Source organism: Pseudoduganella ginsengisoli (assembly GCF_009720865.1).
In the GTDB taxonomy this organism is placed as follows: domain Bacteria; phylum Pseudomonadota; class Gammaproteobacteria; order Burkholderiales; family Burkholderiaceae_D; genus Rugamonas; species Rugamonas ginsengisoli.
Genome location: NZ_WNLA01000001.1, coordinates 509980 through 525883, shown reverse-complemented (window position 1 = coordinate 525883; position 15904 = coordinate 509980). Strand labels below are relative to the sequence as shown.

General features: G+C 60.7%; 16 protein-coding genes. 7 read left to right on the top strand and 9 right to left on the bottom strand.

Annotated elements, in window-relative coordinates:
* Window positions 1-7 precede the first annotated feature (7 nt).
* From glyS to GM668_RS02195, 6 genes are all read right to left on the bottom strand, one after another.
* Window positions 8-2113: a glycine--tRNA ligase subunit beta gene (gene glyS / locus GM668_RS02220; protein ID WP_155437283.1), complete on the bottom strand. Its 2106-nt coding sequence runs from the start codon at window positions 2111-2113 to the stop codon at window positions 8-10.
* Between the two features lie 4 nt (window positions 2114-2117).
* Entirely contained in the window at window positions 2118-3032 is a 915-nt protein-coding gene (gene glyQ / locus GM668_RS02215; RefSeq protein WP_155437282.1) for a glycine--tRNA ligase subunit alpha, read from the bottom strand.
* Between the two features lie 101 nt (window positions 3033-3133).
* Window positions 3134-4678 (bottom strand): apolipoprotein N-acyltransferase, encoded by a 1545-nt coding sequence (gene lnt / locus GM668_RS02210; protein ID WP_155437281.1) that lies wholly within the window; start codon window positions 4676-4678, stop codon window positions 3134-3136.
* Complete coding sequence (locus GM668_RS02205) at window positions 4678-5556, bottom strand: CorC family transporter (RefSeq protein WP_155437280.1); 879 nt, start codon at window positions 5554-5556, stop codon at window positions 4678-4680. The genes lnt and GM668_RS02205 overlap by 1 nt, the downstream gene beginning before the upstream one ends.
* Window positions 5557-5664: 108 nt before the next feature.
* Entirely contained in the window at window positions 5665-6132 is a 468-nt protein-coding gene (gene ybeY, locus GM668_RS02200) for an rRNA maturation RNase YbeY (RefSeq protein ID WP_155437279.1), read from the bottom strand.
* Window positions 6116-7174: a PhoH family protein gene (locus tag GM668_RS02195; protein ID WP_155437278.1), complete on the bottom strand. Its 1059-nt coding sequence runs from the start codon at window positions 7172-7174 to the stop codon at window positions 6116-6118. The genes ybeY and GM668_RS02195 overlap by 17 nt, the downstream gene beginning before the upstream one ends.
* A 164-nt stretch (window positions 7175-7338) precedes the next feature.
* On the opposite strand from GM668_RS02195, the gene GM668_RS02190 reads away from it, so the two are divergent.
* Window positions 7339-7641, top strand: a complete 303-nt coding sequence (locus tag GM668_RS02190) for a hypothetical protein (RefSeq protein ID WP_155437277.1) — start codon at window positions 7339-7341, stop codon at window positions 7639-7641.
* Between the two features lie 245 nt (window positions 7642-7886).
* Window positions 7887-8231 carry a hypothetical protein gene (locus GM668_RS02185; RefSeq protein WP_155437276.1) on the top strand — a complete coding sequence of 115 codons (345 nt, stop codon included), beginning with the start codon at window positions 7887-7889 and terminating at the stop codon, window positions 8229-8231.
* Between the two features lie 120 nt (window positions 8232-8351).
* On the opposite strand, the gene GM668_RS02180 is transcribed toward GM668_RS02185, so the two are convergent.
* Both GM668_RS02180 and GM668_RS02175 read right to left on the bottom strand, forming a co-directional pair.
* A complete protein-coding gene (locus GM668_RS02180; protein WP_155437275.1) occupies window positions 8352-9197 on the bottom strand; it encodes an HDOD domain-containing protein in 846 nt (281 codons plus the stop codon).
* Window positions 9194-9538 carry a hypothetical protein gene (locus tag GM668_RS02175; protein ID WP_155437274.1) on the bottom strand — a complete coding sequence of 115 codons (345 nt, stop codon included), beginning with the start codon at window positions 9536-9538 and terminating at the stop codon, window positions 9194-9196. The genes GM668_RS02180 and GM668_RS02175 overlap by 4 nt, the downstream gene beginning before the upstream one ends.
* Window positions 9539-9713: 175 nt before the next feature.
* On the opposite strand from GM668_RS02175, the gene GM668_RS02170 reads away from it, so the two are divergent.
* From GM668_RS02170 to GM668_RS02160, 3 genes are all read left to right on the top strand, one after another.
* A complete protein-coding gene (locus GM668_RS02170) occupies window positions 9714-11300 on the top strand; it encodes a sensor histidine kinase (RefSeq protein ID WP_155437273.1) in 1587 nt (528 codons plus the stop codon).
* A gap of 78 nt (window positions 11301-11378) precedes the next feature.
* On the top strand, window positions 11379-11927 hold the full coding sequence (locus GM668_RS02165; protein ID WP_155437272.1) for a DUF1697 domain-containing protein: 549 nt from the start codon (window positions 11379-11381) through the stop codon (window positions 11925-11927).
* Window positions 11928-11943: 16 nt separating this feature from the next.
* The gene (locus GM668_RS02160; protein ID WP_155437271.1) at window positions 11944-12345 is read left to right on the top strand and encodes a DUF3224 domain-containing protein; all 402 of its coding nucleotides are present in this window, start codon (window positions 11944-11946) and stop codon (window positions 12343-12345) included.
* Window positions 12346-12361: 16 nt separating this feature from the next.
* Here GM668_RS02160 and GM668_RS02155 read toward each other — a convergent pair whose 3' ends face one another.
* Entirely contained in the window at window positions 12362-13216 is an 855-nt protein-coding gene (locus GM668_RS02155; RefSeq protein WP_155437270.1) for a LysR family transcriptional regulator, read from the bottom strand.
* A gap of 76 nt (window positions 13217-13292) precedes the next feature.
* Between GM668_RS02155 and GM668_RS02150 the strand changes: the two genes are divergently transcribed.
* Window positions 13293-14687, top strand: coding sequence for an MFS transporter (locus GM668_RS02150; protein ID WP_155437269.1), 1395 nt, complete (start codon window positions 13293-13295; stop codon window positions 14685-14687).
* Between the two features lie 130 nt (window positions 14688-14817).
* Window positions 14818-15903 (top strand): porin, encoded by a 1086-nt coding sequence (locus GM668_RS02145; RefSeq protein ID WP_155437748.1) that lies wholly within the window; start codon window positions 14818-14820, stop codon window positions 15901-15903.
* Window position 15904 lies beyond the last annotated feature (1 nt).

Sequence of the window (15904 nt, the reverse complement as noted above, 5' to 3'; positions counted from 1 at the left end):
GCCCATGTCAGGCCGCCAGTTTCGAAATGTCGGCCACGCGGTTCATCATGCCATGCAGCGACGACAGCAGGGCCAGGCGGTTGTTGCGCAGTGCAACGTCTTCCGCCATCACCATGACGTCGTTGAAGAAGGCATCGACGTCGTCGCGCAATTGCGCCAGCGTTTTCAACGTGCCGGCGAAATCGCCCTTGGCAAATGCTGCGTCGACTTCCGGCTGCACGCGGGTAATGGCTGTGAACAGGTTTTTCTCGGCCGTATCCTGCAGCAGTTCCGGTTTGACACCGCCTGCCACTTGCGCCAGCGCTTCTTCGTTTTTCTTCAGGATGTTGGTGATGCGCTTGTTGGCGCCGGCCAGCGAGGCCGACTCCGGCAGCGCGGCAAACGCTTGCACGGCTTCCAGGCGCTGCACGATGTCGTCCAGGCGGTCCGGATTCTGTGCCACCACGGCTTCGATTTCATTTGGCGTGAAGCCGCGTTCGCGCAAGATGCCGCGCAGGCGGTCCAGCATGAAGGCGGTGACTTCGCCCGATGGATCCTTGAAACCAGCCACGGAACCGAATTGCGCTACGGCGTCGGCCAGCAGGCCGGAAATCGACAGCGGCAGGCGCTTTTCAATCAGCATGCGCAGCACGCCCAGGGCGTGGCGGCGCAGTGCGAACGGGTCTTTGTCGCCGGTTGGCTGCAGGCCGATGGCCCAGATGCCGACCAGGGTTTCCAGCTTGTCGGCCAGTGCGACGGCCAGGCCGGCGCTTGACCCTGGCAGAGCATCGCCGGCAAAGCGCGGCTGGTAGTGTTCACTTGCTGCCAGCGCGACTTCTTCGTGCTCGCCATCGTGGCGCGCATAGTACGTGCCCATGATGCCTTGCAGTTCAGGGAATTCACCGACCATATCGGTCAGCAAGTCGGCTTTCGACAGGCGCGCGGCGCGTTCCGCCAATGCCACATCGGAACCGAGCTTGCCGGCAATAGCGCCAGCCAGCGCGGTTACGCGCTCACTGCGTTCGGCCTGCGTACCCAGCTTGTTGTGGTACACGACGTTTTTCAACAGCGGCAAACGCGATTCCAGCGTTTTCTTCTTGTCTTGCTCGAAGAAGAATTTCGCATCCGACAGGCGCGGACGCACGACGCGCTCATTGCCGCCAATGATGGCTTCCGGCGTGGCGGTGGCGATGTTCGACACGATCAGGAAGCGCGAACGCAGCTTGCCTGCCTTGTCAGTCAGCGCAAAGTATTTCTGGTTGGTCTGCATCGTGAGGATCAGGCATTCCTGCGGCACGGCCAGGAATTCTTCCTCGAAGCGGCATTCATACACCACTGGCCATTCCACCAGCGACGTGACTTCTTCCAGCAGCGCTTCCGGCATCAATACCAGGTCGTCGCCGGCTTTGGCCAGCAGGGCGGCGCGGATTTGTTCCTTGCGCTCGTCGAAGCCGGCAATGACTTTGGCTTTGTCAAGCAGCGTCGCCGCATACGCATCGGCGTGCGGCACTTCCACCAAACGCTGGCCCGGTGCGGTCAGGAAGCGGTGGCCATCGGTGATTTTCGCAGCGGCCAGGCCCAGCACCGTCAATGGCAGCACGGTTTCGCCATGCAATGCGATCAGGCTGTGCGCAGGACGCACGAACTGCACGGTGGCGCCGTCCGGGCGCTGGTAGCTCATGACTTTAGGAATCGGCAGCTTGGCCAGCGCTTCTTCCAGCGCAGCTTGCGCGCCGGTTTCCAGTTTCGAGCCCGGAGCCGTGTACGTGTAGAAGAAGCTCTCGGCTTTGCCGTCTTGCGCGCGTTCCAGGTCCGACACGTTCAAGTCGGGGAAGCCCAGCGCGGCCAGTTTCTTGGCCAGCGGCGCGGTCGGGTTGCCATCCTTGTCCAGGGCCACGGTGACGGGCAACACTTTTTCACGGATGGATTTGTCCGGCGATACGGCGCGCACGTCGGTAATGGACACCGCCAGGCGGCGCGGGGTGGCGTAGGTGGTGGCCACGCTGCCATCTTCCAGGAAGCCGCGTGCCTTCAGGCCGTTGACGATGACCGTGGAAAACGCGGCGCCCAGCTTGGACAGCGCCTTCGGTGGCAATTCTTCGGTCAGCAGTTCGATTAACAGGGTCTGGTTCATATTCTTACTCTTTCGGCAGCATCGGGAAGCCGAGGCGTTCGCGGGAATCGTAGTAGGCTTGCGCAACCATGCGCGACAGGTTGCGCACGCGGCCGATGTAGGCGGCGCGCTCTGTCACGGAAATGGCGCCGCGGGCGTCCAGCATGTTGAAGCTGTGCGACGCTTTCATGATCTGCTCATAGGCAGGCAACGTCAGTTGCAGCTCGATCAGGCGCTTGGCTTCGGATTCGTGATTCGCAAATTGCGCGAACAACAGGTCCGTATTGGCGTGCTCGAAGTTATACGTGGATTGCTCCACTTCGTTCTGGTGGAACACGTCGCCGTAGGTCAGGCGTTTCGTCACCGGATCGCCGGCCGCGTCCTTCTCTTCCCACTCGGTCCATACCAGGTCATACACGTTTTCCACGCCCTGCAGATACATGGCCAGACGTTCGATACCGTAAGTGATTTCGCCCAGCACCGGCTTGCAATCAAGGCCGCCCACTTGCTGGAAGTACGTGAATTGCGTCACTTCCATGCCGTTCAGCCAGACTTCCCAGCCCAGGCCCCAGGCGCCCAAGGTCGGGCTTTCCCAGTCATCTTCAACGAAACGCACGTCGTTCTGCTTCAAATCCAGGCCCAGGGCGGCCAGCGAACCCAGATACAGGTCCAGGATATTTTCCGGGGCAGGCTTCAATACCACCTGGTACTGGTAATAGTGCTGCAAACGGTTCGGGTTTTCGCCATAGCGGCCATCTTTCGGGCGGCGCGACGGCTGCACGTAGGCGGCGCGCCATGGCTCCGGGCCGATCGCGCGCAGGAAGGTGCCGGTGTGGAAGGTGCCGGCGCCCACTTCCATGTCATACGGCTGCAGCAGGGCGCAGCCCTGCTTGTCCCAGTAGGATTGCAGCGTCAGGATAATCTGTTGAAAGGTAAGCATCTTATTTAATCTTTGCGCTGGACGGTTGCGAGCGTGGGTTGCGGGCGTTATACGACGCCAAAACGGCTAATTTTAGCCGTTTTTACATCAAACGTAAGGGATCAAGCCATATTTTTACGGGACCACAGCCATGCGCCGCCCACTGCCAATGCCGCCAGCAGCAGGAACAGCTTGTTGCCCAGGATGATGTACGGCGTCGTGCCTTCCATGCCTTGCACGGATGCTTTCAGCACGCCGGCCTGGTAATACGGCAGGCTGGATACGATGTTGCCGTGGCTGTCGATGACGACGGTGGCGCCACTGTTGGTGGCGGCCAGCAGCGGGCGGCCGGTCTCGATGGAGCGCATTTGCGACATTTGCACGTGCTGCGGGATAGCGATGGATTCGCCATACCATGCCAGTTCCGACACGTTTAACAGGATCGTTGCCGGTTTTGGATCGGCTGCCAGCTGGTCGGCAATTTCTTCGCCAAACACGTTTTCATAGCAAATATCGGGCAAGACGCGCTGCGATTTGACCTGGAATGGCGGCTGGATGGCCTTGCCGCGGGTCTGGTCGCCCAATGGAATTTGCATCAGGTTGGTGAACCAGCGGAAGCCCGGCGGAATGAATTCGCCAAACGGCACCAGGTGATGCTTGTCGTAGCGGTACGTCGGCAAGCCGGATTCCGGCGGGATGCCGATCACGCTGTTGGCATACTGGGTCGGGCTGTCCATCAACGGAATACCAACTACCAGGTGGCTGCCGGAACGTTTGGCAAACTGGCCCAGGCTGGGCAGGTAATCCGGCGGCAGCTGGTGCGGGAACAGCATGACGGCGGTTTCCGGCGTGGCGATCAAATCCGCCGCTTCGCTGGTAATCGTGCGCTGGTAGCGGCGCAACGTGGCTTCCGTGTGCGATGCGTCGAATTTTTGCAACAGCGGCGTATTGCCCTGGATCAGGCGCACGGAAATCGGCTGGCCCACAGGATGGGTCCAGTCCACGGTGCGCAGCGCAAAGCCGATGACCAGCACGGCTGCCGCAGTGCCCAGTGCGGCCCAGCGGATGCGGTGCATGCCCAGCAGCAGGGCGCCGGCGCACATGGCCGCCAGCATGGACACGCCATACACGCCGACGACCGGCGCAAAGCCGCCCAGCGGCGCGGCATTGTGCGCATAGCCGCTGGTGGCCCAGGGGAAGCCTGTAAACAGCCAGCCGCGCACCCATTCAAAGGTGGCCCACAGCGCCGGCAAGACCAGTAAATTTGCGGCAGGCAGCGGCAGCGACCAGCGGCGGCGCAGCCACAGCGCGCCATACATGGCCATGCCGGCATAGGCGCCCATGCCGGCCGCCAGCAGCGCAATGGCCATGACGGCCAGCGGCAGCGGCAAGCCGCCAAACTGGTTCAGCGCAATCACCAGCCAGTGCGTATTGGCGAGGCACCAGCCAAAGCCGAACGCCCAGCCGACCAGCGCGCCGGCCTTCAGCGTGTCCGTGCGCAGCACCTGGTAAAACAGCAGCGCGAGGCAGAGGAATTGAACCGGCCACCAGCCAAACGGCGCAAACGACAGCACGCTGGCCGCGCCGCTGATTGCGGCGATGGCCATGCGGCTGCGGGTGGAGCGGGGAGTGGTCGTTTCGCCGGGAGCGGCGCGCCTGAAACGCATCAGTCCTGCTCGTCGATGGACGGCGGCAGTTTTTCGACCAGCAGCACGTGGATCTGGCGTGCATCGGCGCGCAGCACTTCGAAGCGCAAGTTGTCGATGTCGAATTTATCGCCCTTGTGGGGCATGCGCGCCAGGTGTTTGACGACGAAGCCGCCAATGGTGTCGGCATCTTCATCGGACAGACTGGTGTCCAGTTCATCGTTGAACTGTTCGATTTCCGTCAGCGCTTTCACGCGCCAGCGGGGGCCCTGGCGGCCTTCCTTGATCGACAGGATATTGTCTTCTTCTTCGTCGAAATCGTATTCGTCTTCGATATCGCCGACGATTTGTTCCAGCACGTCTTCAATGGTGATCAGGCCGGCCACGCCGGAATATTCATCGACGACGATGGCCATGTGGTTGTGGTTGGCGCGGAAGTCGCGCAGCAGCACATTGAGGCGCTTTGATTCCGGGATGAATACGGCCGGGCGCAGCATGTCGCGCACGTCGAACGATTCTTCCGCGTAGTAGCGCAGCAAATCCTTGGCCAGCAGGATACCGACCACTTTATCGCGTTCGCCTTCGATGGCAGGGAAACGCGAGTGCGCCGTTTGCAGCACTTCGGGCATCCATTCATCGATGGGCTTGGAGATGTCGATGACATCCATTTGCGAGCGCGGGATCATGATGTCGCGCGCCGACAAGTCCGATACCTGGAATACGCCTTCAATCATCGACAGCGCATCGGCGTCGATCAGGTTGCGTTCATGGGCATCGTGCAGGACTTCGAGCAGTTCCGCGCGGTTCTCGGGCTCGGGGGAGATCAGTGCAGTGAGTCGCTCAAACAGCGACCGGTGGGGTTTGGCGTCAGTCTTGACGCCACTAGAGTGCTCTTGCATGGCAGGCGGGTGCCGGTTGTTTCGAAGTGCTATAGCATACACTAAATGCCCCCGCCGGTCCGTAAATGGCATTTCCGCCAAGTATTTATCCGGACTTATTGTCCAGACTTACTGCTCAGCGTAAGGGTCAGCGTAGCCCAGTTCCTGCAAGATTTCCGTCTCGATCCCTTCCATCTCTTCCGCCTCTTCATCATCGAGGTGGTCATAGCCTTGCGCGTGCAGCACGCCGTGCACGATCAAATGCGCCGTGTGTTCTTCCACGGACTTCTTTTGCTCGGCAGCTTCACGCTGCAGCACGTCCGTGCACAGGATGATGTCGGCGCGGGTCGGTTCATCTTCCGCGATCTCTTCACCCTCGTTGTAGGCAAACGTCAGCACGTTGGTGGCGTAATCCTTGCCGCGGTATTCGCGGTTCAATACCTGGCCTTCTTCCGCATCGACAAAGCGGATCGTCAATTCAGCCGGCGCGAACAGCGCCGCCTTGATCCACTTGCGGATCAACGGGCGGGTAATGGTGTCTTGCAGGCGGGTGTCGGCGTATTGGACCGACAAATTCAATTTATTTTTTTCGGACATGTTTAACGGCAGCAGTTTTAACGGGGTGCAGCAGCGGGGCGATTTCCGCGCTGGCATTGTGCGCGCTTTCATACGCATCGACGATGCGGGCCACCAGCGGGTGGCGCACCACGTCGGCGCTGGTAAATTGCGTGAACGCGATGCCGCGTACGTCGCGCAGCACGTGGGTGGCGTCGACCAGGCCGCTCTTCGTGTGTTTCGGCAAATCGATCTGCGTAGTGTCGCCCGTCACGACGGCCTTGCTGCCAAAGCCGATACGGGTCAGGAACATCTTCATTTGTTCGACCGTCGTGTTTTGCGCTTCATCGAGGATCACGAACGCATGGTTCAAGGTGCGGCCGCGCATGTACGCCAGCGGCGCGATTTCAATGACGCCCTTCTCGAACATTTTTTGCGTGCGGTCGAAGCCCAGCAAATCGTACAGCGCGTCATACAAGGGACGCAGGTACGGATCGACTTTCTGCGCCAGGTCACCCGGCAGGAAACCCAGGCGCTCGCCTGCTTCCACGGCAGGGCGCGTCAGGATGATGCGCTTGACGGCGTCGCGCTCCAGTGCATCGACGGCGCAGGCGACGGCCAGGTACGTCTTGCCGGTACCGGCCGGGCCGATGCCAAACGAAATATCGTGGTCGAGGATGTTGCGCAGGTATTTGATCTGGTGCGGCGTGCGCCCGCGCAAATCACTGCGGCGGGTTTTCAGCACGGGGCTGGTGATGTCCGGCTCGTTGAACGGCGGTTCTTCGTGGCTTGGTTCAGCCGGCGGCGCCAGGCCCGCGCGCTGTTCCACCAGCGCCAGCTGCACTTCTTCCACCGGCACGACTTTTTGCGCGACCGCGTAAAACTGTTCGAGGATTTGCACGGCGCGTTCGGCATTGGTGCCGCTGACGATGAACTTTTCACCACGGCGGAAAATCGTCACATCGAGCGCGGCGGAAATCTGGCGCAAATTTTCATCGAGCGGACCACACAGGTGCGCCAGCCGCGTGTTATCGAGCGGCTCGGGGATGAAGTAATGCGGCTGTACAGGGGTCTTGGTTTTCAAAGCAACAATCAGAGTGGGTTATACTGCAAAGCGTTAGTTTACCGTAACCGCGTGGCCAAAGCGCCGCGCAGCGGCATTTTCGGGAGCTTTTTCCCGTCCTGTTGAAGTTCTGGCATTGCCTTTCGCGCAAGATGCCCTAGAGTCGAAATATTAAGGAGAGCGCCATGGCCGTCGGATCCATCTCAGGCGTGGGGAGCAGCCCCGCACAACTTACCAGCGTCACCAACGACCAGCGTGCCGAACAGGCGCGCCAGGCGCGGCTGGAAGAGCAGCAGCGGACGGAGCAGGCGCAGGCCGATGCCGCAACCCAGGCGACGCAAGCGGCTGACGCGCAGCGTGCCGAGCAGGCCCGGCAATCGCAGGAAGCGGATAATTCCAATCAGCAACGTCAAGAATCGTTGCTGGCCAGCCAGACCTTGAGCCCGCTGGCTTCCCGCATCGGCCAAAACATCAATACCACGGCCTGACCCCCGGGCGCCATATCGTTCGAAATGGCGCCGTCATTCCCCCGTAATAATTTCCTGCTGTCCTTTCGTGCGCCACGGAATATCCTCGTGTGTTGAAATGGCATTGTTGCTAAGAATTCTAGCGAATCGTTGATAACTCCCAACTTCCGCTAGTCGCGACTTGGCTGAAACGGGCTGGAGTAAGCATAGTATTTGAATTGCAACACGCTCCAGAATCTCGACAACTCACTTAGACGAGGACTACCATGGGACACCACGCTTTATCTTCCCAGGAAAGCTACAATCCTAACCATTTGCTGGACATGCTGCTCGGCAAGATGCAGCTGAAAAACGATGCAGCGCTGTCACGCATGCTGGAAGTGGCGCCGCCAGTCATCAGTAAAATCCGCCATCACCGCTTGCCGGTAGGCGCTTCGCTGTTGATACGCATGCATGAAGTCACTGGCATGAGTATTCGCGACTTGCGCGATTTGATGGGCGACCGCCGCACCAAATATCGCTTGTCCGACGCACAGGGCCGTCCAAAACCAGAAGACCGTCCGCAGCAGGCTGCACCGCAGGAAACTGCGGATGCTGGTATGTCTCACTGAAGGGAATGGGCTGCGCTGCGGGGCCGGCCAGATTAGCCGACCAGGGCCGGCTAATCTGGCCTTGGGCCCCATCGTATGACCGGCACTCCGCCGGAGTGCCTTTTCGGCCGGAGCGTCAGCTTAGCTGAGCAGTACCAAAGCAATTTCTTCGTATTGCAGTTCCGTTTCGCGGAACAGTTGTAAATACACTTCTTCATCCAGACCCAGCGCCGTCCAGGCCACGGTCGATACGGGCGGCACCAGTCCGTCCGGCATTTGCGCCAAGTCCAGCGCATGGGCAACGGCGTCCGCCACGTGAATAATGGCAGAAAGGAAGCCTGCCCCTTGGGCTTCCGGCGTGTGATGGTGGGCGATGGCCAATTTCATCGTATCCGAGAAATTCCAATGTCCCGCCAGCGCCATGCCCGCTTCCACGTGGTCGATTCCCAGCACGGCCCGTTCCGCTTCGATCATGTAGCAATCTTTTTCATCGCGGTATACCAGGGCTTTCTCATATTCCTTAGGGAAGCAGGCCACTAGCACGAGGCGGCCGATGTCGTGCAGCAAACCTGCCGTGAATGCGTAATCCTGGTTGAAGCGCATTTGCCGCGCCAGTACACGGGCACAAGCCGCGCTGGCAATCGAATGGCGCCAGAACGCTTTGTGGTCGAAGCCTTTGCAATGTTTTTCCGCGAAGCATCCTGTCACCGCTGCGGCAGTGATCAAGTTGCGTGTGGTCTGGAAACCCAGGAACGTAATGGCTTGCTGGATCGTCGTGACTTTCACTTGCAAGCCATAAAGCGACGAGTTGGCCAGCCGCAGGGTTTTTGCCGTCAGCGCCTGGTCGTGCGATACCTTCTTGGCCAGCACGGAAATATCCACATCTTCCTGGTCTATGCTGTTGAGCAATTCCATCACGACGGCAGGCAGTGATGGCAAATCTTCCAGGTTGTTAACAATATCGTCGTAATTCAGCATGGAGGTCATTCTTCTTTAGGCAGCGAGCCGAGGCGGTAATCTTTGACGAAGCGGAACAACAGGCCGGTGGCCCAATCCTGATCGCTGTCCGGATCATTTTTGCGGAACAAATGTGCCAGGCGTTCCAAATGGCGCTGCTGGACAGCTGCCAACTCTTCTTCAGTCGGCTCTTCCGATATGGCAATCGGCAGCATGGTGATACCGTGCCGCGGCATCAAGTCGAGCATCGATTGCGTCAGAACGGTGCCTTGTGGCAATAAAATATGGCCTTGCACGTCCAATAATTCATCGGACAGGACCATGCCAGGCTCGACCTGGGCCAGCGGCAAGTGCTGGTAACTGGCTGTCATTAGGGGCTCCTCAAACGTTGACCGATCTTACCATCGGGCATACCGCATGTCTCGCCGTGTATCTTCAATGCAAGGAGATCGCGTTGCAAGGGCCACGCACTGTGTTAAATCTTGCCAAGAAGCTAGGCTTGCAGGTACATTGGGACCTTGCCATTAAATAGGCTGGGGAGCAGTAATGTTTGGTATACAGGGTAGGCTGACCTTCCTGTTCGTCGTCATCGTGACACTGGTCCTGGCGATTTCGGGTACGTACGCGCAATACAGCCTGAGCCATGAACTGGAAACCAGTAACTTGCGCTTGCGCCAGGGCGTGCTGACGCGCTTGCAAACCAGCTTGCCGTCTGCGCTGTGGGACCTCGATAAAGCCAAGGTCGACAACATCGTCGCGGCGGAAATGCTGCCGCCGGAACTGGTGTCGATCCGCGTCTACGATACGTCGGTCGGTTTATTTTCCGGCAAGCTGCGTAAGGAAAACGGTTCGATTATTTCAATCGAGCATGATAGCCAGATTGCCGGCACCCCGGTGGTGGCAGACCTTGCTTACCGCGATGCCGGCGCCGCAGGCAATGCCCCGAAACCCGTGATTGTCGGCCGCGTGGTCGTCAATTTCAGCCGTGCGCAAATCGACGCCACCCTGGCGGCGGAAGTGCGCCGCAAAGTCATTGAAGTGCTGTTGCTGGACTTGATCCTGGTGGCGGCGCTGGCGCTGAGCTTGCGCATAGTGTTCGACCCGCTGAAGCAGTTGCGTGACGGTTTGCATGATTTGGCCACGCGCGGCTCCGATGAAGTGGGCGAGTTGCCCGATAACCGGCGTGACGAACTGGGCGACGTGATCCGCGGCTTCAACGCGATCCAGCGCCGCGTGAAAGCCATTATTGCCCGCACGCGCGAAGCGGAAGATGAAGCGCGGCGCGCCGCGGCGGCGACCGCGAAAGCCATGGCGGACTTGCAGCGTACGCAAGAATCGCTGTTGCAGGCAGAGCGCCTGGCGTCGCTGGGTAGCCTGGTGGCCGGCGTGGCCCACGAAATCAATACGCCGGTCGGCATTGCGCTGACGTCCGCGTCGATCTTGATGGAAGCGACGGAAAAAGTGCACAAGTCCGTGGCCGATGGCGCCATTAAAAAGTCCGACATCTTGAAATACCTGGAAACTGCGGAGGAAAGCACGCGGCTGATCATGAACAATGCGTACCGCGCCGCGCACTTGATCCACAGCTTCAAGCAAATTGCCGTCGACCAGGTCAGCGAAGCGCGGCGCCGCTTTGAATTGCGCGAATACATCGGTGAAGTGGTGTCCAGCCTGCAGCCGAAGTTAAAGAAAACACATATCCAGGTCGATATCGACTGCCCGCCGGACATCGTGCTCGACAGCTATCCCGGCGCACTGGCGCAAGTCATTACCAACTTGACGTTGAATTGCGTCGAGCACGCGTTCGATGCAGATTCCGAAGGCCATATCGGTATCAATGTGAAACCCGATGGCGACTGGATTGAAATGCAAGTGGTCGACAATGGCAAAGGCATTCCGCCCGACATGCTGGACAAAGTGTTTGACCCGTTCGTCACGACCCGCCGTGGCCAGGGCGGCACGGGCCTGGGCTTGAACATCGTCTTCAACCTGATCGCCAAGCAATTTGCCGGCACAATTTCCGTCGCCAGCGTGCTGGGCGAGGGCGCCAGCTTTGTGCTGCGTATCCCCCGCGTGACGCCATCCGAAGGCGATCACCAGGAGCCGCATGCGGATACCCGCCTGCATGCGTGACCGCCAGCCGCCAAGCGGCGCGCCGCACCAAGTCCATCTGCCGCATACTTGCGGCTGGTAACATCAGGAGAGGCTGGTATGGGTACACGCAGGCAGATTGCGTTGCTGCGAGGAATTAACGTGGGCCGCGCCAAGCGCGTGGCCATGGCGGACTTGCGGGCGCTGCTGACCGGGCTGGGATTTACTGGGGTGCGGACATTGCTCAACAGCGGCAATGTCGTGTACGACTGCCCCCAGGCGCGCGCGGACGGCGCCGCCACGGAAATCGAAGAAGCACTGGTATTGAAATTGGGTGTGGCGTCGAAAGTCACGGTATTGGATGCCGAGCAATTGATGCACGTGGTGCAGGATAATTGCCTGAACAGCGCGGCGGGCGACCCGTCGCGCTTGCTGGTGGCCGTGTTGAATAATCCCGCTGACCGGGAAAAACTGGTGCCGCTGGCGAACCAGCACTGGGAACCGGAAGCGTTTGCACTGGGCCGCTGGGCGGCTTACCTGTGGTGCGTCGATGGCGTTTTGGCCAGCCGCGTGGCGGCGGCCATGGGGAAGTTGCTGGGCGATGGCGTGACGACCCGCAACTGGAGCACCATCAGCAAATTGCATGCACTGGCATGCGAACCAGTTTAATTTTTGGAGGAGCCGTATGCCTGTCGTGACCGGAGAATTTGACGTCACCATGTCCGCGGAACGGATGTCCGTCGGGGCATCGGGTTTTGGCCTGGGCCGCATGGTGCTGGACAAGCGTTACCACGGCGCCCTGGCCGCCAGCGGCAACGGTGAAATGCTGAGCTTTATGGGTTCCCAGCCGAACTCGGCCGGTTATGTCGCCATGGAGCGGGTCGAAGGCACGCTCGATGGCATGAAAGGCGGTTTTACGCTGCAGCACAACGGCATCATGGACCGTGGCACGCGCAGCCTCAGCGTGCTGGTGGTGCCGGATTCCGGCAGCGGCGACCTGACCGGGCTCAGTGGCAAGCTGAATATCCGCATAGAGAACGGCAAGCACTATTACACGTTTGACTACGTGCTGGCGCCACTGGCGTAGGGATGCCAATGCGCGGTTAAAACGCGGCGGCAAACGCTGCGCGCGCCGGGTGGTGCACGACATCGCTGCGCCACACCAGCATGGTTTGTACGCGGGCGATATGTTCCGGCAACGGATGCATGGCCACCGTGCCACGGTAATCCCTTAACTGCATGATCTCTTTCGGCATCACGGCCACGCCCATGCCGGCCGCCACGCAGCCGATAATCGCTTCAAACGTGCCGAATTCCGACACCCGCGCCAGCGGCACGCTGCTTTCCGCAAACCACGCTTCCAGCCGCCGCCGGTAGACGCACCCGCTACGGAACGCCAGGATGACGCGGCGCGCGACATCGTGCGGCGACGCCACGGGCGCATGGGTGGGATCCGTCAAGAGCACCAATTCTTCATCAAACACGGCGTGCTGCGCCAATTCGTCGCGTTCAATCGGGGCCGCCACCAGCGCCACGTCGAGCTTGTAGTTCAGTACGCTTTGGACAAGTGGATCCGTCGGGGCCGTTTCCAGTTGTAAATCCACGTCCGGATACGCACTGTGGAAGGCCGCCAGCACTTTCGGCAAGCGCGCTGCCGCCGTGGTTTCCATCGCGCCGATGCGCAGCAAGCCGGATGGCGTGCCAGCATTGGCCACGGCTGCCTGCGCTTCCTCGGCTAATTGCAACAGGCGGTCAGCGTACGAAAGTAAGCGCTCGCCTTCGCTGGTGATTAACATGCGCCGCCCGGAGCGGTGAAACAGCGCGACGCCCAAACCTTCTTCCAGCTGGCCCAGGCGGGCCGATACATTCGATTGCACGCGATGCAGCCGGGCTGCCGCCTGCGTGACGCTGCCTTCTTCCGCCACGGCTTTGAATATCCGCAATGCCGACAAATCCATAAGATTCTCAATTTAAGATGGTTTAAATCATTATTATTCATTTTATGGGATGTGCAAGGGCGGCTACAGTGTAGGCATGAAAACCGCACATCCATCCCCTCTCATCTTGTTGGCATGCAGCTTTGCCTTCGTCATAGTCCAGCTCGACGTCACCATCGTCAATGTCGCGCTGCCGCGCATTGCCGCCGAACTCCACGCGCACGTGGCGCAATTGCAATGGGTAGTCGATGCGTACACGCTGGGCTTTGCCGTGTTCCTGCTGTCGGCCGGCGTGCTGGGCGACAAATCCGGTTCGCGCCGCGCATTCCTGGCCGGCTTTGCCCTGTTCACTGCGGCATCGGTGGCGTGCGCATTGGCGCCCACCGCAATGGGCTTGAACCTGGCCCGCGCCATACAGGGCGTGGGGGCGGCGCTGCTGGTGCCCAGTTCGCTCGCGATACTCAATGCCGCCTATGGCCATGACAAGCCGTTGCTGGCGAAAGCCGTGGGCTGGTGGACGGCGGCCGGCGGCGTATCGATTGCCGCCGGTCCCGTGCTGGGCGCGGCGCTGTTGGAATGGATGGGCTGGCGCAGCATCTTCTGGGTCAATGTGCCGCTGTGCCTGGCAGGCTTTTGGCTGACCGTGCGCTCCGTCAAGGATGGTGGACGGCGCGATCCGCAGCGTGCCTTTGACTGGCCGGGGCAAATATTGGCGGTGCTTGGCCTGACTGCGTTTGTCGGCGCCGTCATTGAAGTACATGCGCTGGGGTTGCAGCATCCGCTGGTATGGGGCGCCTTTGTGTTGGCCGGTGCGGCCTGTGCACTGTTTGTCGTGGTGGAGTCGCGCAGTGCCGCGCCCATGTTGCCGCTGTCGCTGTTTGCCAGCGGCGCCTTTTCCCGCGCCGTCATGTTTGGCGTATTGGTGAACTTTGCCTATTACGGCGTGGTCTTCATTTTCAGCCTGTATCTGCAGCAATTGCGCGGCATGGGCGCGATGCAGGCCGGGTTTGTTTTTCTGCCGCTGACTGGCACGTTTATCCTGTCCAACCTGGCCAGCGGCAAAGTCGTAGCGCGCCACGGCACGCGGCTACCGATGATGTTAGGTGCGCTGATTGCCGCCACCGGCTATGGGTGGCTGGCGCTGGCCGGCATTGCGGCCGATGCGCCGGTGGCGGCCATGGTGCCGGGACTGGTATTGATCCCGGCCGGCATGGGCCTGGCGGTGCCGCCCATGACGACATCGATCTTGTCGGCCGTGGAACCGCGCCTGGCCGGTACCGCGTCCGCCGTGTTGAATGCTGCCCGGCAAGTGGGCGGGGCGCTGGGTGTAGCGGTCTATGGCGCGCTGGCCGCGTCGCCGGTGGCGGCTGAGGCGCTGGCCGGTACGCGCCATGCCGTGCTGGTGTCGTGTGTCCTGTTGCTGGCGGCAGGTGCGATGGCTGCCGGTCCGGCTGCGCTGTCGGCAGCCACGCGGGCGTTGCGGCAGCAATAGTTTGTGTTGCGGCGTACGTCAGTTGACGTATGTGCAGTGCAGCATAGCGTGGTTAATCTCATGTCATCTGATCACCACCACATGAGAGAGGCCCGGAATGAAGGTAACACCGTTATCCCCAGCGTCGCTGATGCTGTTGTCCGCCCTGGCGGCAGCGCCCTGGTCTGCGCACGCGGGCGCCACCGTCCCGTTCGGCGACGGCCAGTCCGTCAGCGTCGGCTTTGGCATGCGCGCCAGCTATACCAGCATGGAAGATGCGGCGCCGAACGGCACGTCGCGTTCCAATGACTTCAACCTGGACAGCGCCCGCTTGTTCTTCGGCGCCAAGCTGAACAAGCAAATCGGCGGCATGCTCAACACGGAATGGGATGGCAGCCAGGTGCGCGTGCTCGATGCGGCCGGCCAGTTTGCCATAGCGCCCGAATTCAATATCTGGGCCGGCCGCCTGCTGTCGCCCAGTGACCGCGCCAACATGGCCGGCCCGTATTATTCGCTGGGTGGCGGCTACTGGGCCGGCGTCGCATCGCGCTATGGCTATAACGGCGGCATTTTCCGTGGCCGCGACGATGGCGTGGTCGCGTGGGGCAATGCTGCCGACGGCAAGCTCGGCTATTCGTTTGGCGCGTTTGAAGGCCACACGTTCGGCATAGCGTCGTTGACGCAAAACCAGGCCAAGGCGGCGGGCGTGAAAGCGTCGGACAGCCTGATGTATGCGGGCCGCGTGCAATACGATTTCTGGGATGCGGAACCTGGCTACTACGGCACCGGCAATTACCTCGGCAGCAAAGATATCCTCGCCATCGGCTTTGCCGCGCGCCAGCAATCGAAAGGCGTGCTGACGGCCGCGCGCACCGGTGATTACAGCGCGTGGAATATCGACTTCCTGCTGGAGAAACGGGTGCCGGGCGGCGCCTTCTCGGTGGAAGCCGCGTATTACGACTATGACACGGATGGCGTCATCAAGTCCGAGCAGGGCAAGGCGTATTCCGCGGCGGCCGCTTACCTGTTCGCGGCCGGCGCCGGCAAGCTGCAGCCGTTTGTGCGCTACCAGAAATTCTCCCCCGACACCAATATCGATACGCGCCAGGCCGACGCCGGCCTGCACTACATCATTGATGGCTACAACGCGCAAGTGAGCGCCGTCTACAGCCGCACCAAAGTCACCAGCAGCCCCAGCCTGTCGAAATTCGCCGTGGCGCTGCAACTGCAGTACTAAC